This window comes from Nostoc sp. UHCC 0252 (genome assembly GCF_034931145.1).
GTDB lineage: Bacteria > Cyanobacteriota > Cyanobacteriia > Cyanobacteriales > Nostocaceae > Nostoc.
The window spans coordinates 39,220-55,892 of record NZ_JAYGHE010000054.1; the positions used below are offsets into that span (position 1 = coordinate 39,220).

General features: G+C 43.6%; 16 protein-coding genes and 1 pseudogene. 5 read left to right on the plus strand and 12 right to left on the minus strand.

All coding sequences use genetic code 11. The features are described 5' to 3' along the window. From lpxB to purC, 6 genes are all read right to left on the minus strand, one after another. Entirely contained in the window at positions 1-1,164 is a 1,164-nt protein-coding gene (gene lpxB, locus VB732_RS24970) for a lipid-A-disaccharide synthase (RefSeq protein WP_323233600.1), read from the minus strand. 109 nt (positions 1,165-1,273) lie between these two features. Beyond that, positions 1,274-2,092 carry an acyl-ACP--UDP-N-acetylglucosamine O-acyltransferase gene (gene lpxA / locus VB732_RS24975; RefSeq protein ID WP_322641053.1) on the minus strand — a complete coding sequence of 273 codons (819 nt, stop codon included), beginning with the start codon at positions 2,090-2,092 and terminating at the stop codon, positions 1,274-1,276. Positions 2,093-2,400: 308 nt separating this feature from the next. Continuing rightward, on the minus strand, positions 2,401-2,925 hold the full coding sequence (gene fabZ / locus VB732_RS24980; protein WP_323233585.1) for a 3-hydroxyacyl-ACP dehydratase FabZ: 525 nt from the start codon (positions 2,923-2,925) through the stop codon (positions 2,401-2,403). 98 nt (positions 2,926-3,023) lie between these two features. Continuing rightward, entirely contained in the window at positions 3,024-3,872 is an 849-nt protein-coding gene (gene lpxC / locus VB732_RS24985) for a UDP-3-O-acyl-N-acetylglucosamine deacetylase (protein ID WP_323233586.1), read from the minus strand. Between the two features lie 212 nt (positions 3,873-4,084). Beyond that, entirely contained in the window at positions 4,085-6,544 is a 2,460-nt protein-coding gene (locus tag VB732_RS24990) for a BamA/TamA family outer membrane protein (protein WP_323233587.1), read from the minus strand. 178 nt (positions 6,545-6,722) lie between these two features. Beyond that, positions 6,723-7,460, minus strand: a complete 738-nt coding sequence (purC, locus tag VB732_RS24995) for a phosphoribosylaminoimidazolesuccinocarboxamide synthase (RefSeq protein ID WP_323233588.1) — start codon at positions 7,458-7,460, stop codon at positions 6,723-6,725. A 633-nt stretch (positions 7,461-8,093) separates the two neighbouring features. Here purC and VB732_RS25000 point away from each other — a divergent pair. Next, positions 8,094-8,369 carry a hypothetical protein gene (locus VB732_RS25000; protein WP_323233589.1) on the plus strand — a complete coding sequence of 92 codons (276 nt, stop codon included), beginning with the start codon at positions 8,094-8,096 and terminating at the stop codon, positions 8,367-8,369. 100 nt (positions 8,370-8,469) lie between these two features. On the opposite strand, the pseudogene VB732_RS25005 reads toward VB732_RS25000, so the two are convergent. The 5 genes and pseudogenes from VB732_RS25005 to VB732_RS25025 form a co-directional block, all read right to left on the minus strand. Beyond that, positions 8,470-8,838, minus strand: a pseudogene (locus VB732_RS25005) (adenylate/guanylate cyclase domain-containing protein); the annotation flags it as partial. Next, on the minus strand, positions 8,828-9,967 hold the full coding sequence (locus VB732_RS25010; RefSeq protein WP_323233590.1) for a glycosyltransferase family 1 protein: 1,140 nt from the start codon (positions 9,965-9,967) through the stop codon (positions 8,828-8,830). The pseudogene VB732_RS25005 and the gene VB732_RS25010, both read right to left, overlap by 11 nt. 6 nt (positions 9,968-9,973) lie before the next feature. Further along, on the minus strand, positions 9,974-10,618 hold the full coding sequence (locus tag VB732_RS25015) for a DUF4291 domain-containing protein (protein ID WP_323233591.1): 645 nt from the start codon (positions 10,616-10,618) through the stop codon (positions 9,974-9,976). A gap of 12 nt (positions 10,619-10,630) precedes the next feature. Continuing rightward, a complete protein-coding gene (locus VB732_RS25020; RefSeq protein WP_323233592.1) occupies positions 10,631-11,785 on the minus strand; it encodes an NAD-dependent epimerase/dehydratase family protein in 1,155 nt (384 codons plus the stop codon). A gap of 164 nt (positions 11,786-11,949) precedes the next feature. Next, entirely contained in the window at positions 11,950-12,480 is a 531-nt protein-coding gene (locus VB732_RS25025) for a hypothetical protein (protein WP_323233593.1), read from the minus strand. Positions 12,481-12,862: 382 nt separating this feature from the next. Here VB732_RS25025 and VB732_RS25030 point away from each other — a divergent pair, with 382 nt between their 5' ends. The 4 genes from VB732_RS25030 to VB732_RS25045 all read left to right on the plus strand — a co-directional run bounded on the left by VB732_RS25030 (position 12,863) and on the right by VB732_RS25045 (position 16,345). After that, positions 12,863-13,651, plus strand: coding sequence for an FHA domain-containing protein (locus tag VB732_RS25030; protein WP_323233594.1), 789 nt, complete (start codon positions 12,863-12,865; stop codon positions 13,649-13,651). 243 nt (positions 13,652-13,894) lie between these two features. Next, positions 13,895-14,248, plus strand: coding sequence for a hypothetical protein (locus tag VB732_RS25035; protein ID WP_190940813.1), 354 nt, complete (start codon positions 13,895-13,897; stop codon positions 14,246-14,248). Between the two features lie 92 nt (positions 14,249-14,340). Next, a complete protein-coding gene (locus VB732_RS25040) occupies positions 14,341-15,852 on the plus strand; it encodes an AAA family ATPase (protein ID WP_323233595.1) in 1,512 nt (503 codons plus the stop codon). Positions 15,853-15,994: 142 nt separating this feature from the next. Continuing rightward, complete coding sequence (locus VB732_RS25045) at positions 15,995-16,345, plus strand: DUF1257 domain-containing protein (RefSeq protein WP_012407317.1); 351 nt, start codon at positions 15,995-15,997, stop codon at positions 16,343-16,345. 140 nt (positions 16,346-16,485) lie between these two features. On the opposite strand, the gene VB732_RS25050 is transcribed toward VB732_RS25045, so the two are convergent. Continuing rightward, on the minus strand, positions 16,486-16,673 hold a 188-nt coding region (locus VB732_RS25050), incomplete at its 5' end, for a hypothetical protein (RefSeq protein WP_323233596.1).

Genomic DNA, 16,673 nt, shown 5'->3' on the forward strand with positions numbered 1-16,673 from the left:
TTATATATTTGGTCGCATTTGCAAAATTTCTTGAGCAGCGCGATCGCACACTCCAACTTCTCCTAAACTCTGCCGCATTTCTTCATAATCTAGCAAAGTTTGCTCTCTGCGACTGGGATTGAGTAGCAGTTCCATCGCGGCTTGGATAATATTCTCTGCTGTGGCTTGCTCTTGTAAAAATTCTGGCACAATCGGCTTCATCACGACTAAATTAGGTGGCGATGCGAAGGTTATTGAACCTTTGAGGATTTTCCGAGCTATCCAAGCAGTTAGGCGACTGAGGCGGTAAACTACAACTTGGGGCACATTTAATAGAGCAAGTTCTAAATTGACAGTACCAGATTTACTAATGGCTAAATCAGCCGCAGCAAAAACTTCCATTTGTTGACCTGATAGAACTGTCGCCCGTAAACCGTAACGCTCAATAGCCTCCTCAATTGGCTGTCTATAGACTTCCAAAGATAGGGGAATCCAGAAATGAACTTCGGGTAATTTAGCTTGAATAGTTTGGGCAGCTTGAAAAATAATTGGTAAAAGATATTTTAATTCTTGGCGGCGAGAGGCGGGGAGAAGTGCGATCGCAATTTGTTCTGGCGGAATCCCCAATGCTGCACGCGCAGCTTGGTGACTAGGAGCGTCTTGCATTCGGTCAACTAAAGGATGCCCTACCCAAGTAACTTGTGCCCCTTTCTCACGAAAGTAGCGGGCTTCTTGTGGGAAAATTGCCAACAGCTTATCCGTAAAACCAACAATCCGGTTAGTTCGACGCAAACTTAATGACCAAGCCCACTCTTGAGGAGCAATATAATACACCACAGGCACATCTGGTAACTGCTGTTTCATATAAGTCCCAATTTCCAGATTGGGGGTCATATAATCGATCAGCACCACTAAATCAGGTGGATTTTGCTTTAGAGAAGCGATCGCCTGACGTTGCACCTGGAGAGTCGGTAAAATATAGGGCAACCCTTCTAAAATACCCATTGAGCCAATACCACTAGTATTGCCCAGCAGAATTGCCCCAGCCTCCACCATTTTTTCGCCACCCAGCGCTACAATCTCTAATTCCAACCCAATCGCCACAGCTTGACGCTTCAGCGCTGTAATTAGCAGCGACCCTTGTAAATCGCCAGAGACTTCGCCAGTGCTGATAAAAATCCGCATTTGATAATTGGTAATGAGTAAAAACTTGAGAATGAATAGGTAGAAGTTAGGAGTTAAGAGTGAAAAATTCAACTCATCAACTCATAACTCATAACTCCTAACTCATAATTCACGATTCATCACTCGCGCCTTTTTTCCCCTTACCAGGAATCAAACCACGTCTTCCTGGCATCTGAGAAAGTAACAGGAAGCGACGCAGATGTTGTAATTGTTCGCTATCCCCTAACAGTTCGAGCTTTTCCAAGGCATCCTTAAAAGACAAATCAGAACGGTAGAGAATGCGGAAGGCTTTTTTCAGCGCAAGCAAATCTGCTGAGTCCATCCCAGACCGTTTGAGTCCCACAAGGTTAAGGGTTCGCACTCGCGCCGGATTTCCCTCTACTAACATATATGGGGCCACATCTCGGTCAATACGTGCCATGCCTCCCACCATTGCCTGTCTACCAATATGCACAAATTGATGAACACCTAAAACCCCACTTAGCCTAGCGCGTGACTCTATATGCACATGACCTGCCAACGCTACAGAGTTAGCAATCACCACCTGGTCTTCAATCACGCAGTTATGAGCCACATGGACATAAGCCATTAGTAAGTTCCCATCGCCAATTACCGTTGCTTCACCAGCACCGGTAGCGCGATTAATGGTAACGTACTCACGAATTAAGTTGTTATCACCAATTTTGACCCAAGTTGGTTCTCCCACAAACTTGAGATCCTGGGGTTCCATGCCGATGGCTGCACCTGTAAAAATCTGATTTTGCGCCCCAATTTCACAAGGCCCCTCTAACACAGCATGAGCGCCGATAATTGTTTCAGGGCCCACTTTTACATGCGCTCCAATCACAGCATAGGCACCGACTTGCACTGTATGGTGGAGTTCCGATTTCGGATGAATTACAGCAGTTGGATGAATTAGCGTTTTCAAGGGTGAATCTCCAGAACTGTCTTGATAAGTCAGCGCCAGATAGGGTTTCTGAGGTAGCTTGCTACTCTCTAATTAAGAAAGTTGTACAGACTGCCGTCCCATCAAGGCGACTGGTAGAGCATTAAGTATTTCAGTGAACGAAAGTGTCGGGCAAAGCAAGTTAAGTGTGTTCGAGTAGCATCTCGTAAAGAGGGAGTCGAAAATCAAGAAATTATCAAATGCTGTTGTGGATTTTTTTTAACTGTTATCCTTTATCAGGATTCAGTCAGGGCATTTCACGGCTATACCCACACCACGAAAGCAAACTTTTAGTTAACTAGAGAGAACATTAATTCCCCTTCACAAGCAAGTTGACCATCAACTTCGGCACGACCTTGCATCTTACCGAAACGACGTTGTTTTACCCATAACAGTTCCACCGTCATTACTAGTTGATCCCCCGGTACAATCTGGCGGCGAAAGCGAACTTTATCGATACCAGCAAAGACGAATAGCCCGCCTTCGACTGAAGACATTTGAGTAAGAACAATGCCCCCAACTTGTGCCATTGCTTCCACAATTAGCACCCCTGGCATCAGTGGACGACCGGGGAAATGTCCTTGGAAATGGGGTTCGTTGATAGTAACATTTTTAACCCCAACAGCTTTTTTACCTGGAACGTAGTCAATTATTTTGTCTACAAGTAAAAATGGGTAGCGGTGAGGTAACAATTTCTGAATTTCTTCAGAGGTGAAAGTTGTTTGAATCTCAGATATGATTGTAGTCTCATTTATAGCCTGTGGTTCGGTAGATGTAGTCGTATCGATGGTATTCACTTCAGTGAGAATTGACATTGGCCGTGTGGTTAATTTTTGATCTGAAAGTTGAGCAGGGAGGCGTATATCGAAAGCCTTAATAATCCAAGATTTTAAGCTTAGAGCAAATCTAAAATCTAAAATCCCAAATTTAAAATTTTCTGAGCCAGTTGAATGTGTAAATTGTGGCTGGCTTTATACGCTAAGAAATGAGCAAGAGGAAAAGTTCCTAGTAAACTTAAATCTCCTACTAAATCCAAGATTTTATGACGGACTGGCTCATTTGCAAATCTCAATGGAGGATTTAGCCAACCTTCTGGCCCGCAAACGAGTGCATTATCCAAACTGCCACCTTTAATTAACCCTGTTTTTTGCAAGTGTTCAATTTGATGCAGCAACCCAAAAGTCCGGGCAGGAGCAATTTCCGTCGCAAAGCTAGCAGAAGCTTTTTCTAGTTCAGTGGTTAGTGACCAACTATGCCATTGATTACCAATGGCAGGTAGGTCAAAATCAATACCGTAACTAAAGCGAGTTTCTGGTGCTGGAAGGGCACAAACAAAGGCATCCCCTTGATTGATCCATAAGGGTTCTGTAACAGCCAAAGGATTTTGGTTGTTAACGGGTTGTGATACTAAGCCTACTTGGGCAATGTGGGCTGTCCATACACTTGCCGAACCATCCAAAAGTGGGACTTCTGGCCCATCAATTTCAATCCGGGCATTATCCACGCCCATCCCTGAAAGTGCTGCCAATAAATGCTCTACCGTGCGAACAGATACCTCGCCCTCGCCCAACTGGGTTGAAAGAACAGTGTGGCTAACTGCCGTAACTTGGGCTGGAATGATCGGCAAATCCGATAAATCCACCCGTACAAAGTAGCGTCCACTTCCTGCCTCAGATGGTAATACCCGCACCTGGGTATTCACACCGCTATGCAGCCCCACCCCTGTTTGGGTGATTTCGGCTGCTAGAGTGTGCTGTCGCATAGCCAAAAAGTCAATATATTTTGTTTTGTATTGTTCATCGTCTGTTTTGGTAGAATCCCTGATATTCCCCTCAAAAATGTCATTAATCCCTTTATCGGAACAGTATTGAGGTAAATGTAAAAATTAGCAAGCTAATCCAGAAAAGTTAATTGTCATTTGTGCTTTGTCCTTTGTGATTCACCAATGACCAATGACTAATGACCAATGGCAAATTAAAACCTTTCGCCAATACCAAAATTAATCCGACTATCTCCGTCATCGTTGATACCGTAGTCAATCCGAATTGGCCCTAATGGAGACTGGACGCGAACGCCAAGACCATAACCGTAGCCACTACCATTTTTATTTAATACTTCAGCCGTCCTAGTACTAGTTCCCAGGTCACTGCCAAGATCAAAAAATAGTGCGCCACTGACTACTGAAAAAACTGGAAACCGATACTCAACTGATGCTTGCACGTAAGAGCGTCCACTACTTAATGCTCCTTCTTCATAACCTCGAACGGAGTTACTACCGCCGATGGTAAAGGCTTCGTAGGGAGGCAAGTCACCAAGGATGGTTCCTGCTTGCAGGTTAAATGCTAAGGTTTGTGCCCCTTTAGTAAGGTTAATCAATTGGACAGGTAAATATTGGCTGTAACTACCCCGCAATCTGGTAAGAAGAATATTGCCTTGTCCGATGGGAACTGACTGGTCTACCCCAAAACGAAGATAAGAACCGCTAGTAGGTTGCAACGGGTTATTACGGAGATCGCGCTGTGCCCCTAGTTGCAATAGTAGCAAATCATCTTCACCTGAACTAGATAAAGTAAGTGGAATTTCTTCGTTGCCAATGCGGTTCTCATCCTCGTCAAACACCCCTCCTGTTCTTCTGAGATTGCCATCGGCATCACGGGCGGAAACTCGTTGATACTGTAAACCTGCTGAGGCTGTCCAAACAGAACTTTTGTAGGGATTGGCGGAAAGAGGCCGGGTAAAGGTGACACCGCCACCTAGACGGAGAATACGGGGGCGATCCTGATCATCTGTATTAGTGGGATCATTTGGGTCAAACGTCCTAATATCTCGATCGTCGCCATCAAAAATCAATGAAATAGAACTGCGGCGAAAAATATTGGTTGTATAAGAAGTCCGGTAAGGATCTCCCGCAATCCAGGGGTCTGTGAACCGCACATCAAACAGCAGTTCTCGTTCTCCCACCTGCACTTCTGCCCCCAGCTTTTGGTTCCTACCGTTCAGGTTTTGCTGTTGATAACTAACTGTTCCAAAAAGTCCGCTAGCAGAACTAATCCCTGCTCCAGCCGCAATAGAACCACTACTGCGTTCAGCTACATTCACGACTACATCCACCTTGCTGGGGTCAGTACCAGGGTCAAGAGAGACATTCACATCTTCAAACAGTCCCAGTCCATACACGCGCTGTAAGTCTCTTTGCACTGTGTTGCGATTGAATACTTGTCCTGGCTTTAATTCCACTTCTCGGGTAATGATGTACTCTTGTGTCCGTCCCCGAATTGGTTGTCCCTTTTCGTCTGTTTCCTGACCATCTTTATTGCGGAACCGGACTCTAATGTTTTCTACTACCCCTTCTGCTATTTGCAAGGTAACAACTCCGTTTTCAGAGACTTGGGGCGCTCCAATTACATTGGCTAGCACGTAACCTTGGTCTTGATACCGCTTGTTTAGCTGTTTGATACCTTCCTGCAAGTCGCGCAAGTTGAGAATCCTACCATACTGCTCCTTAAATACTTCATCTACAGTATTAGCTGGCAGTACAGAAGCAACGCCAGTGCCAGGATTGGCTTGCACTTCTACTTTGCTAAGGACGGGGTTAGGCTGTACAACAAAGCTGACCCGCACTCCCAAAGGAGTATCTTCTGGGGATGCTTGGACGTTGGAGAAAAAGCCAGTACCAAAGATGGCGTTAATATCTTCTTGCAATTGGCTGCGAGTTGTTGTTCGTCCTGGTTGGGTACGAATTACTCTGTAAACTTGTTCTTCCAGTTCTGGTGATAGTTGCCCAGCCTGGGATCTAATGAGTACTTCCGACACAAGTACGCGGGGATCATTGGCTTCTGGGGCTGGGCTGGGTTGAGTATTTTCTGGAATTGTCGGCGGGTTAACATTCTGCGGACTGGGTGTAGCGCCTGGGTTTGGGGCAGGTGTTCGTTGTTGACCATCTGGAAATGGAACATCTGGAGTTGTGGGTAATATAGGTTCCGTTGTCGATGGATTAACATCCTCTGGGACTGGAGTTGTCTCAGGAGTTGGAGAAGGCGTTAGTGGTTGAATTCCTGGTGGTGGAATGTCTGGCGCGGGAAAGGGCTGTTGAGTCGGGTTGGGATTGATTTGAGGTGTTTGTTGTGCAGTTTTTGGCGTTGTGGAGCTTGGCACTATTACCTCTGGTGTCACGTTCGCTGCTGGATTAGCAGGGTAAACTGCGACAATGCGGGATTTCTGTTCCTCTATAACTGCTGGGAGATTAGATCGAATTTCTAGACTTTTACTAGAGCCAAGCTGACTAGTGTTCTTTTCTGGCTGCTGATTTGTTTCTAGTGTCAAAACTTCTGTTGTCTGTTTTGAATTGTCGGCGGTTTCTGCATTTGCACTCAATGAGCCGCCCAAAGGGGCTGTAATTGCTACTACTGCCAGCAATACGGGAGATAAACGCATTTTACTTATGATTCCTCTTCACGACCACACACACCATTACAAGGCAATAATGCCCTCATGCCAAAGGTAAAATTCAAAATATAATTTTTTTCTTTTGCTTTTTTACTTTACAAGGCAAAAGGCAAAAGGCAAAAGTTAAAATATAATTGCTGCTTCTGACCTTTTGGTTTTTACCAGTTTAAGTTGTACCTTCTACTGCTTTTAGCACTCTTTGTAAAACCTCCTGGTACGCATCTTCTACATTTCCTAAGTCTCGGCGAAAGCGGTCTTTGTCCATTACCCGGCGGTTTAAGTCCTCTTCTGCGGTATCCCACAAACGGCAGGTGTCGGGGCTAATTTCGTCTGCCAAGAGCAACTGCTGTTGTGAGTCCAAACCAAACTCTAGTTTGAAGTCTACTAGGGTAATGCCGCATCGTTGCCAAAATTTATTGAGAAATTCATTGATTTGCAATGCTAGATGTGTAATTGCATCTACTTGTTCCGCAGTAGCTAGTTCTAGGAGGTAAAGGCGATCGCGTGTTAACAAAGGATCTCCTAACTGATCGTTTTTATAATAAAACTCAACCAAAGGCTGTTTCAGAATTGTACCCACTGGCAAGCCTGTTTGTTGAGACAAACTGCCAGCTGCAATATTTCTGATTACTACTTCTAAGGGTAAAATCTTTACTGCCCTAACCCGCATCTGATTTGGACTTGGGCTGTCGATAAAGTGAGTCTTTATACCATGAGCTTCCAACAGTTTAAAAAGCTGGCTGGAAATACTACAGTTAATTTTTCCTTTTTCTTGGATACTGCCACGTTTTTGGGCGTTAAACGCCGTGGCATCGTCCTTAAAATCAGCCAACAAGACTTCAGGATCGTCCGTTGTATAAAGAATTTTTGCTTTGCCTTCGTATAACTTGGAATTAACAGACATGGTGGCAGGTAAAGTTCTAGGCTATGGACGATTTTTGTGGTTTCGGGTCTCACTATTTTATCTTTAGTTAGTGAACTATTCGCCATCAGTGATTTTTTAAGGAAATGCAAGGACGGGGAGCATTCAGTAAAGGAGCAAAGAGGAATAACCAATGCCCGCTTATCTCATTAGCAGTTGACAAATATTAACAACCAAATATCTAACTTTTAACAGAGGACAATTAACCCTGTCGTCCATTATGTTCTTCTCAGTATTATTCCTGTCAAAATTATATCGATTTTTATTACAGATTTTTTAAGGATATATACGAGTATGTTTTAATGTTTTTAACTCAGGGTTTAGACTGAAGTTAATTACAATTTCAACTGCATAAATTAAGATGAGATAATTGACAACAAGGAGGAAAATTAAATATTCCCTTTAATCACTTTCGCAAAAGCTTGTTTTTGTAACATTTATAACAAAAGGACTTCAAGCTTAAGCCTCTAGCCTCAAAATCTAAATCAACTAATTCCTGCATCATAAATTAGAAAAGGAGTTGAATGGTTTGATTTTCCGCAGACTGACGAAAGTAAAGCTAAAGGTAGCTAGTGATTCCGCTTCAGACATTCAAATAAAAAGTGAATTGAATAAATGGACAATAAAATAGTGAACAAGGATGATTTTCTCTACCCTCGTGGTCGCTACTACGGCCAGGTAAAGCCAGAAAACTTGGTTTTTAATGCGAATCTACAGGAATTTGCTCAACGGGTAAGCTATATTTGCAACTTAGAAACAGGCGGAAAACTGCCTCCAGGTGTAGCTTATGAACAAATAAAGGAGCTATGGAAACAGTTGAAGCACTCAAAAAAAGAGCTGCGAATTGGCGAAGACCCGTTTCAAAATGACCAAGGGGAGACTCAAGGTTGAAGGGGGCAGGGAGCAGGGAGCAGGGAGCAGGGGGCAGGGAGCAGGGGGCAGGGAGCAGGGGGCAGGGAGAATGACCAATGACCAATGACAAATAACTAAATTACTTAGTAAGCATTTTCCAAATACCATCCCATGACTCTGGAGGAGGCTTTTGTAAGTAATTAGATGCACGTTCTAGATGAATATCAACAGCTTGGTCTTTGGGTTGGATACATTTGGCGGCTTCAAAACAAGCGATCGCTTGTGAGAAATTGCGCGATAAATAAGCAGCGCGTCCAGTATGATAGTGATACAAAAACTCTTGAGTGTTAGCGTCTAGAGGAATGGTGCGATCGCTAATTAACTCGTAGATATTTACAGCTTGGTGTTTCCCTTTGACTCGGATTTTATCTAACTGGCGCACCCAAATGCGATCGCTGCACATTAGGTAAGTAAATTCACTTAAGATAATATCACAATTATATTCCTTGTTTTGTCAATTGTTGAGAAAATATCACCTTTTGGTAGTAATCTTGTAGCTGCCTAGTAGCAGCTGCCCAACCCCAATTTTCTGCTTCCTGGCGAGCATTTTGACGCATGATATCTCGTTGTTCTTTTTGTTCTAACAGGCGAATAGTAGCAGCTAAGGCTCCTTGAACATTTGCTGTAGGCTCAAAAAGATATCCATTTACCCCATCTGTCACAATATCAGGAATTCCCCCTGAACGGGCTGCTACTACCGGACAGCCAGCAGCCATCGCTTCTAGAAGTACTAAGCCTAGTGTTTCTGTACGGGAAGGGAAGATAAAGGCATCAGCACTGGCAAAGGCAGAACCTAATTCTTGCCCCATGAGATACCCAACAAAATAAGTATTTGTGCCAGCAAAGTGTTTTTCTAGTGCTTGACGGTGTGGGCCATCCCCAACCAATGCTAACCGCGCTTCGGGAATTGCTTCTAAAATTGGTTTGATGCGCTCAATTTCTTTTTCAGCCGAAAGCCGCCCAACGTAAAGTAGCAATGGACTTTCTGGATGATTTTGTGATAGACGCGATCGCATCTCTACACTAGCTAAATCGGGATGAAATAATTCCGTATCTACCCCGCGCTGCCATAAATCTACACGTTCAATCCCGTGTGCTGTCAGTTCCTCTACCATTGCTGTGGAGGTACACAGATTCAAAGCTGCTTGATTATGACCACCTTTCAGCAGTTCCCAAAGAAAACCTTCCAGCATCCCCAAGCCGTAATGATGAAGATATTGGGGTAAATGCGTATGGTAAGACGCTACTAAGGGAATTTTGAGGATTTTGCTGTAAAATATGCCAGCTAAACCCAAAACGGCTGGATTTACGACATGAATCACATCTGGCTTGAACTCTTCTAAGGCATACCCAATGGCTGGGCGCGGAAGTGCCATTTTCAATTCTGGATACAATGGCAAAGGAAAGCCAGTAATGCCGTAAACTTTAGCGCCTTTGTGTTCAGTGATGCCTCCATCAGGGGCAATTACCAGCACTTGATTACCACTACGCTGTAAATGGTCAACAGTATGACGCAGGCGCGTTACAATGCCGTCAACCTTGGGTAAAAAGGTTTCGGTAAATAGAGCAATTCTCATATAAAACTATTCAGTCCAGGCAGATAATCTCAGCTTTGCTTGCGTTTCGGTATCAAACACAGAATAGACTCTCTCCTGTGGTGTAATCAACTCTGCACAGTCAGATTTAATATTTTGGCGCTGTTTTTGTACAAAGTCCGAGATGTCCTCAATGTTCACAATCCAATCTTTGGCATAAGCAGCTAGCATTTCACCACGCAATCCTAACTGAATAGCGCGTCGTTCTAATCTTGCCCCGGATGGATGATGGTCTGGATCCCATTGTAGGCGGACTTGCGATCGCTTCAATGCTTTTTGCCATGCACTTTCATCGGGATAAAGTTCTGGAACGTAGCTGGAATGAACAGCCGCCGCTAAAATTTCTTCAATTGCCGAACGCTTAATCCGAATAGCTAACACGACCTCTTGCTCACTTTTTGTACCCCATCCAGAACGATACATCATCCAGAGGAAGTTAGTTTTGATCCAACTCATGCGGTCAAAACTAAACTCACCACCAAAATAACCGTAGGTGGCGGCGAAGTTACCAATAGCTGGACGATACGCAGGGTAAACAACAATTGAATGGTCGTCATATTGTGCTAATATATGACGACCATTTTTTGGCCAATTACTGACTTGAGTTAAATAAGGTTCTGTTATCAGCCGCACGCAGAGTTTACCCTAATTTCTGTGCCAAGAGACTTTGGGCAGAATTTGCTTATTATCAACTCGTTTCTGATACTTAATGGCAAAGTTTAACAGAGAATCGAGTAGAGAATCAGAGAGCAAGTGAGGCTGTAAACCTAAATCAAGCAATTTAGTGTTTTTAGCGTTGAAGTAATGTTCTTCTTTCTCAACTCTGGGATTATCTAAGTGATTGATTTCTACCTTCAATCCCATAGCATTACCAGCATTTTTCACCATCAATGCCAACTCACCGACGCTGAATTGTTCGGTAAATTGGTTAAATACGCGGAATTCACCAGCTTCGGCAGGGTTAGCGATCGCTAATTCTACACATCTGACTGTATCCCGAATATCTAAGAACCCGCGAGTTTGTCCACCTTTACCGTAGACAGTTAACGGATGTCCAATTGCTGCTTGAATACAAAAGCGGTTTAGTGCAGTACCAAACACACCATCGTAATCCAGCCGATTAATCAATAGTTCGTCCATCCCCGTTTCTTCGGTTAAGACACCATAAACTACACCCTGATTTAAATCAGTTGCCCGCAATCCCCAAATCCGGCAAGCAAAGTGGATGTTATGACTATCATGGACTTTGCTTAAGTGGTACATCGAACCAGGCTGCTTGGGATAAGGTAGGGTATCCTTGCGTCCATTGTGTTCAATGGTGATATACCCTTCTTCGATGTCGATGTTGGGTGTACCGTATTCGCCCATCGTCCCCAGCTTCACCAAATGACAGTCGGGGAAATCTTCCCGCATGGCGTACAACAAGTTCAACGTCCCAACTACATTATTGACCTGGGTGAGAACTGCATGTTCTCGGTCAATCATGGAAAATGGGGCCGAACGCTGTTCGCCAAAATGCACCAGAGCATTTGGCTGAAATTGCTGTAATGTCTTATGGAGAAACTCGTAATTTGTAATATCGCCGATGAACAAGTCGATCGATTTACCTGTCAAATCTTGCCAGCGCTGGAGACGTTGTTGAATTAGTGCGATCGGAGTGAGAGTTTCGACACCAAGTTCATTATCCCAATGCCGCCGCACCAAACTATCTAAAATTCCAACTTCATAACCTCGATTGGAAAGGTAAAGAGCAGTTGCCCAACCGCAATATCCATCACCACCAATAACCAGGACTTTCATCTTCACCAGTTTTTACTCGCTGATAGCTAAATCTATCAGGTTTCTGTACCCTCTCAATCATCATTCTGAAAGAGATGTAAATTTAGGGAGCAGAGAGCAGGGGGAAATGGTGGAAAATAAACGGATTATCCTAACTCTTGTACAGACGCGATTAATCGCGTCTCTCAAGACTTCGAAATCCGATACTGCTGGGCAATGTAATAAAACAAACGATAGTAATCTTGAAATTCTTGGCTGTTACTTCTTCCTTGCCAAGAATATTTCACTTGACTCTGAGTTAGTGTCAGTGTCATAGAACCTATTCCTTGAGCAACTTCTACAACTAGCACCCCAGGTACTCCTTGGGCGGTTTTAAAGTTAGGTTTGATCTTTTTCACTGACTTTTGCTCTGTAACAATCGAATCTGGTAGCTGCTGACTTGCCCACCCTCGAATTTCCACCGTTTTGTTCTGGGGTGAAGTAAAGGCAATTCCATCATCATTTGTTGGGGCTGTTGAAGAAGTCCAGTTACTCGGATATGGAAATTCAAAGCCGTAACGGGAGTTGGTATAAGTTTTCCATGCGATCGCTCCGGCGTTAAAATTATTTGCAGTACAACCCCACAAAATTATTAACAGGGCAATAATCCCGCTAACGCTGGCAGCAAACCGATAAATTCTTCGCCCCAAACTACAGTTTTTATTAGCAGTAGCCATTTACATTACCGAAACAGTGCTGAGTGCCCAGTTGTGAGTGCTGAGTTAAAAAGTAACAATTGTACTCAGCACAGCAGGTCTAAAGCCACGGCTTTTAAGCCATGAAAAAGAAATAAATATTTATTTCGAGATTATTGCACGAGAAATAATGCGTCCTTGCTTCATCCTGTGGGCTAAACGCTTGCTATCCATGTACAGCACTCAGCATTCAGCACGGTGAAGCATTTTGCCATCATTGATTTTATAGAAATACCAGACACTCAAATCAATCCCTTGCACTCAAAGAGCGCTTATTAAAAATTCCATAATATTCAGGATATTTACCATTCTCTTTTGAGTTCTCAGTAGAGAAACTTATAAAGAGTGCTTTATCACACAATTTATGTACAGTCCATCTAAGACAACCGAGGTAACTTTAGAGCTTTTTCACTTCCAAACCAACACACCTTTGCAATTTCCACCAAATCTTTCTGTAATTTGCATCGGTAAGCCGAACGACCAAAAACCACCAGATATTGATATTTCTGGCTTACCAGATTCGGATGTAGCATCTCGCATCCACGCACAAATTTGGGTAAATGGCGATGAATATCATATTACCGATTTGGGCAGTTCTAATGGCACGTATGTTAACGGTGCGAAACTTAAACCTCAAGTTTTTTGCCCACTGCATGTAGGAGACAAAGTTTCCTTTGGACAAGGAGACAAAATAACTTTTATGTTTAGGGCGCAGCAGCACTCTGCATCTGCTACCAAAAACCCTCCATCAAGCTCCGCGCCAACAGAAATTACAGCACCTACCACCAGTAAAGAAGAGGAACAAGTAATCTTTGCTAGTAAGCTTATTGGTTTAGGACTAATCCTAGCAGGCATTACATTTTTAAGTACAAGTCTTTATGTGAGCGTCTACTTACGCAGCACACCTGGAATCTTGCTGTGTATGGGGGGTGTAGTAGCTCTAAATTGGGGTGGACGCGATAATCGCAAACTAGGATGGGTGTTGATTGGCATCGGAATTGCTCTATTCATTGCCAGTGGTGTTGTAATCGGTTCAGTGTCACTTTTTTCTCTGCTGCTGTCATTAGCTGGCATCTCTTGTGGATATCAGTTGTTTACAACTGGAAAAGTGTTCAACTTTAATCCGCTTACGCTCCAAATAGTTAAAAAGTAAGCCAAGTTAGGCAATCATTAAATTGGCGATCGCTAATTTCCATTCAGGTTTCAGGATTCAAATCCTACCTGATTAATTCTCAGAGGTTTGTCGTGAGGGATTTATCACTCAATAAACAGCATTTCAGCCTTTGTTGTGAACAAATGTAACAAAGTTGGCGTTAAAACGTTTTGCTGTCTTGACAACCAATAGAAGAACCGATAAGTTGATATACATACCCGGGTAAGACCGTTAAAGAGTTATATGCAAACGCAAACTAAGCAAAAGGTCACTTTGTATTTATCGCCAGAGTTGCACAGAAAACTGAAGATTCGTTCAGCAGTAGATTCCGAACCAATGTCAGAACTTGCCGAACGTGCCCTTGGTTTTTACCTGTCTAATCAAGAATTGGTTGACGAGTTAGAAGACTCTTCTTATGGGCGGACTCATAGAGTTTATTCATGCCCAACTTGTGATAGCTCATTAGTCTTACGTGATGGGGAACTGGTTACTTTGGGTAATCAACCAGGAGTAGTCGGTCAACAACATCTTTCTATTGATGAAATGGATGAAGATGAAACCCATCCCAAGGGCGAGGAAGAGTTAGTTCCTTGCTAAATAGATTGGAGTTATGAATTATTCATGATTCGGTTGTCTTTACCAGAAGCAATGTCTCTACTGTCTCTATAAGGTCTCAAGTAGGTCGAAGTATGAAAGAAGAGCTCAATATCCTAATTCAAGCTCAATACCCTTTAATCTACCTTGTGACCTCCGAGGAAGAGCGGGCCGAGCTAGCAGTTTCTACCATCGCCCAGTCGTTAAAGCCCCAACGTCGAGTATTTGTTTGGACAGTAACACACGGCATTGTGGAGTATGGTCAACCTCGGAATGTCACCCAACATAATACGGTGTCTCCAGAGGCGGCGATTGAGTGGATAATCCGGCAGAAAGAACCCAGTATATTTATTCTTAAAGATTTACACCCCTTTATTGATGCGCCTGCAACAAACAGATCGTTACGTGATGCGATCGCTAGCTTTAAAGGTACGCAAAAGAACATCATTTTGATGTCTCCAATGCAACAAGTACCTATAGAGTTGGAAAAAGAAGTTGTTGTTATCGATTTTACCCTGCCAGATATGGCAGAGTTGAATAAAGTACTAACTCATCATGTAGACCAAAATCGTGGTCGGCGGTTGACAACAGAGGCTAGAGAAAAGCTCCTGAGAGCAGCTTTAGGTCTAACTAAAGATGAAGCTGAAAAAGTCTACCGTAAGGCACAGGTAACTACAGGGCGTTTGACGGAAGATGAAGTAGATATCGTTTTATCTGAGAAAAAGCAACTAATTCGGCGCAATGGAATCTTAGAATACATTGAAGAAGATGAAACCATTGATGCAGTAGGTGGCTTAGAAGAGTTAAAAAGATGGCTCAAGCAACGCTCTAATGCTTTCACAGAAAGAGCGAGAGAGTACGGTTTGCCTCAACCAAAGGGGATGCTAATTCTCGGAGTTCCCGGTTGCGGTAAGTCATTGATTGCCAAAACTACCTCCCGGCTGTGGGGTTTACCACTGCTGCGGTTGGATATGGGCCGAGTCTACGACGGCTCAATGGTGGGACGAAGTGAAGCAAATCTGCGGAACGCCCTGAAAACAGCAGAATCTATTTCTCCAGCGATTTTGTTTATCGATGAATTGGATAAATCCTTTGCTGGTAGTGGAGGTTCTTCTGATTCCGATGGGGGAACATCAAGCAGAATCTTCGGCTCTTTCCTCACATGGATGCAAGATAAGAAATCTCCAGTGTTCGTGATGGCAACTGCCAACAGAGTAGAACGCTTACCTGGGGAGTTCTTGAGGAAAGGACGCTTTGATGAAATTTTCTTTGTCGATCTGCCAACACCGGAAGAACGGCAACACATTTTTAATATTCATCTGACCAAGCGCCGTGAAGACATCTCTAGATTCGATCTTGAGCAACTAGCCAAGATGTCTGATGGCTTTTCTGGGGCAGAAGTTGAACAAGCGATCGTTGCGGCAATGTATGAAGCTTTTGCCCAAGATCGGGAGTTCACCCAACTAGATATTATTGCTGCACTGAAGGCAACATTGCCGCTGTCTCGAACGATGCAAGAACAAGTAACGGCTCTGAGAGATTGGGCCAGACAGCGCGCACGCCCCGCAGCATCCTCCGTAGCTGAATATCAGCGAATGGAGTTTTAAAAGCTTTCCTCTGCCATCCCAGGGGGAAAGGCTAGCTCCCAAAGCTAGCAGTTATAAGAAAAAGCCGCATCCTGCTAAGAGCGGCTTCGCCCGAAACAAACCGTTGTCGTTTTTCTCAATCTTCTCATTGGAGGAAACCCAAATGTCTCACTTTAGCACCCTGCGTACCAAGATCACCGATGCCGAAATCCTCAAAGCTTCTTTGCGCGACCTCGGTATCAGCGTAAAGACTGAAGCTGATGTCCGTGGTTATAACGGTCAGCGCGTCCGTTCTGACATCGTAGCTATGTTAGATGGCGAATATGACCTCGGCTGGTCTCGCAACAGCGATGGTTCTTTTGACCTAATTGCTGACCTGTGGGGCGTTGCTAAGAAGCACAACCAAACCGAGTTGATCAACTCAATCAACCAAAAGTATGCCGTTAACAAAACTTTGGCTGAAGTAAAACAGCGCGGTCTGCAAAACGCCAATGTGAAGTTGGTATTGCAATAACAATTTCTCTGCGCGTTCCCAAAGCTGCACGGGTTAACCATATCAATAGCGGTTAGCCCGCTTTTTTATCGGGACTGAGATTTATTTCTCAGTCCCGATTTTTAATGAGTCTAGTCACTACTAATTTAAAATTAGTAATTTTATTTCATCGTACTAACATTGATGTATTCAGCATGACAACCAAGCTTATTTTTAATTAACTTAAGAAGTTCTGCTTTATGTCGAAGCAACCATTCAGGATTGTTACTAGGGTACAAATATATGTTGTAAGTGTAAGTATATACCTCCCAATCAATTTTGGAAACTGCTTTGCAATGGTAAAAGAAGT